The organism is Rhizobacter sp. P1_G5 (assembly GCF_056405435.1).
In genome coordinates, this window is record NZ_JBFUCB010000688.1 from 1 (window position 1) to 3,036 (window position 3,036).

The following is a 3,036-nucleotide window of genomic DNA, read 5'->3' on the forward strand; positions in this document are numbered from 1 at the left end:
CGACGTAGCGTGCCGACAGGTCGGCTCCCACATGGCGCAGGAAGTGCGACAGCGGCACGCCGCTCCACTGCCCGATGGCGCTCCAGCCTTCGATGCAGATCAGGCGCGTGATCTCGGTGACGACCGGCAGCGCGCGGATCTCGCCGAGCGTCCACGCGGCAGCATGCTGCACGCGGCCGCGGACCTCCAGCCGCCAACTTGCCTCGTCGATCTCGGGCACCGAAGCTTCCGAGTAGAAGGCGTTGAAGCGGAACGGCTTCGTCAATTGCGCCGGTGTGTATTCGGGCGCGCGCAGGCCGGGGCGCAGCAGCGCTGCCTGGGCTCCGTCGTTGAAGCGCGAGATGCGCCGCAGCACCGCCTGCATGCCCTCGGTGTCGGTCACGTCGCAGCCGGCCAGCAGCGCGGACGCGCCGCCCGCCAGCGACAGGCGCAACCAGGCACGCCGATCGAGCGCGACCCCGCGGGCCTGCAGCTCGCGTGACAGCAGCCTCCATGCGGCATCTTCATCGGCAGGCGTGCGGTTCATCGCGTCTCCTTTCGTGTCTTCCGGCGCAGGCCGAGCATCGGCAACAGCAGCTGCGGCGACGCCAGCGCCAACGCCACATGCCCGACGACGAAGCACGCCAAGGCCGCCATGCCGGTGAAATGGATGCGGCGCGTCATCTCGTAGCCGCCGAGCAGCGCCGACAGCGCCTGGAACTGCACCGGCTTCCACAGGGTGAGGCCCGAAGCCACCTCCAGCGCCAGCACCACCAGCACGCCCAGGTAGGCCAGCTTCTGGATCGCGTTGCGGCCGCCGTCGCCGTGGTCGAACGGGTTGCGCAGGAAGCGCTTCAGGTCCGCCCGGAAGCCCGCCCCGCTCACCGACAGGTAGAGCCGGCGCAGGCGACCGCTGGCAATCAGCGTGACCACCGCCACCAGCCCGTTCGCGACGAACACCCACATCGCGGCGAAGTGCCATTGCAGCGCGCCGGGCAACGAGCCGCCGAGCGTTGCCCACGCGGGGAACGGCGGCAGCCAGAACGGGTCGGCCGCGTAGATCTGCCAGCCGCTCGTGAGCAGCGTGAAGAAGCTCGCCGCATGGATCCAGTGGGTCGCACGGACCCAGCGGGGCGGCCGATCGTTGCCCGGCGCGTCCATGGCTCAGATCGGCGGAATGAAGCCGTCGCGGCCGACCAGCACGATGCGGGCGGTCACCGGACCACCGTCGGTCGGTTGGCCGATCACCATCACCTTGGCGCCAGGCACCACCAGCGCCGGCTGGCCCGGCACGAACTGGCCGAACACGGTGGCGTTGTCGACCAGCACGGCCTGCGTCTTGTCGCCGAAGCGCATCTCCAGCTCGCTGGTGCTGCCCTTCTTCACCAGCTTCGCGACGGTGGCGTTGGTCATCGTGCTGCGCTTGGCCAGGTCCCACGGGAAGTGGCCTTCGTTCAGGCCGCGGGCGCCTTCGGGAAACACCATCACGCCGAGTGCGCGGACCTTGCCGCCGGCCGCAGGCGCCGCGGCGATGCCGAGGTAGCTGTTCTCGCTGACCGCGGCGAGGCTGGTCTTCGAGACGTCCATGACCTGGTAGCCGTCGGGCAGCTGCACGGTGGTGACCGCGCCGTTGCGGGCCTTGATGTCGACCTGGTGGTCGCGCACCGCGACGACTTCGCCGCGAATGTGCACGCTGGGGTCGGCCGCCGAGGCCGTGCCGGCGAGCAGCAGGCCGCCCACCAGGGCGAGCGCCGACGCCATGCGCGGCAGCACGTTGGAAGAGAGGGAAGAAGACAAGGTGAGGAACATTCGGGAACTCCTGTGGAATCGAGTCCCGTACTGTTCCCGGATCAGGGCGGCAGCGGCATCGGTCGAATGTCCGATGCCGGTGGATCAGTTCGCCGCGGCCCGCACCCCGCCCTGCCAGTCACCGCCCAGCGCCTTCACCAGGAACACCGAGCTCAGCTGCCGCTGCCCTAGCAGCTGAGCCGCCTGGCGCTCGCTGGCCAGCAGCGCCTGCTGCGCGGTGATCACGTCGAAGTAGGTCGACGCGCCGCCTTCGTAGCGGCTGGTCGCCATGTCGAGCACGCGGCGCGCCGAGGCCACCGCCGTCTGCGCCTGCGCGCTCGCGCGGTCCAGCGCGGCCAGCCCGGTGATGCCGTCTTCCACCTCCTGCATCGCGGTCAGCACCACGCGCCGGTAATTGGCCACCGTCACCTCGTAGCCGGCCTTCGCGAAGTCGACGTTCGCGCGCGCCCGCCCGCCATCGAACACCGATTGCGCGGCCGACACGCCGATCGACCACAGCAGGCTCGGCGCGTTGAACAGCGTCGACAGGTCGCGGCTCTCGTAGCCGACCGAGGGCGCGAGCATCACGCTCGGGTAGAACGCCGCGCTCGCGACGCCGATCTGCGCATTCGCCGCCGCCATCGCGCGCTCGGCCGCCGCCACGTCGGGCCGGCGCTGCAGCACGTCCGACGGCACGCCCAGCGGGATCGCCGGCGGCTCGAACACCTTCGCCTCGGGCGCGATCGAGAACAACGGCGCCGGCGTGCCGGTCAGCGTCGCGATCGCGTGCTCGAACTGCGCGCGCTGGCGGCGCAGCACGTCGACCTGCGTCAGCGTCGTGTCGAGCAGCGCCTGCTGCTGCGCCACGTCCAGCCCCGAGGCCGCGCCCAGGTCGTGCCGCGCCGTCACCAGCTCCAGCGAACGCCGCTGCAACGCGATCGAGCGCGACAGCACGTCCAGCTCGGTGTCCAGCGCGCGCAGGCTGAAGTAGTCGACCGCCAGCTCGGCCGTCAGCAGCAGCCGCGTGTTCTCCAGGTCAGCAGCCGACTGCTCGGCCGAGGCGCGCGCACCCTCGACGCTGCGCTGCACCCGCCCGGCCAGGTCGACCTCGTAGCTGGCCGACAGCGACAGCGTGAAGTCGTTCTGGATGGTCGAGAAGTTGGTCGAGTTGTAGCTGCTGAGCGGCCGGTTCGCCGAGATGCGCTGGCGCGCATCGCGCGTGCCGAGCGTCAGCTGCGGCAGCTGCGCCGACGAGCCGGCGGCCACCAC

The 3,036-nt window shown here is 70.9% G+C and carries 4 protein-coding genes; all 4 read right to left on the bottom strand.

Features of this window, described 5'->3' with window-relative positions; genetic code table 11:
* On the bottom strand, window positions 1–526 hold a 526-nt coding region (locus AC1D12_RS29515), incomplete at its 3' end, for a molybdopterin-dependent oxidoreductase (RefSeq protein ID WP_477844742.1).
* The gene (locus tag AC1D12_RS29520; protein WP_477826082.1) at window positions 523–1,140 is read right to left on the bottom strand and encodes a cytochrome b/b6 domain-containing protein; all 618 of its coding nucleotides are present in this window, start codon (window positions 1,138–1,140) and stop codon (window positions 523–525) included. The genes AC1D12_RS29515 and AC1D12_RS29520, both read right to left, overlap by 4 nt.
* Window positions 1,141–1,143: 3 nt before the next feature.
* Window positions 1,144–1,788, bottom strand: a complete 645-nt coding sequence (locus AC1D12_RS29525) for a hypothetical protein (RefSeq protein WP_047501724.1) — start codon at window positions 1,786–1,788, stop codon at window positions 1,144–1,146.
* A gap of 84 nt (window positions 1,789–1,872) precedes the next feature.
* Window positions 1,873–3,036, bottom strand: a 1,164-nt coding sequence (locus AC1D12_RS29530) for an efflux transporter outer membrane subunit (protein ID WP_477844744.1), incomplete at its 5' end; no start/stop codon positions are given.

Bases quoted from the DNA above. Each gene is read 5' to 3' on its own strand.
- AC1D12_RS29520 (WP_477826082.1), bottom strand. From the start codon at position 1,140: ATGGACGCGCCGGGCAACGATCGGCCGCCCCGCTGGGTCCGTGCGACC.
- AC1D12_RS29525 (WP_047501724.1), bottom strand. From the start codon at position 1,788: ATGTTCCTCACCTTGTCTTCTTCCCTCTCTTCCAACGTGCTGCCGCGC.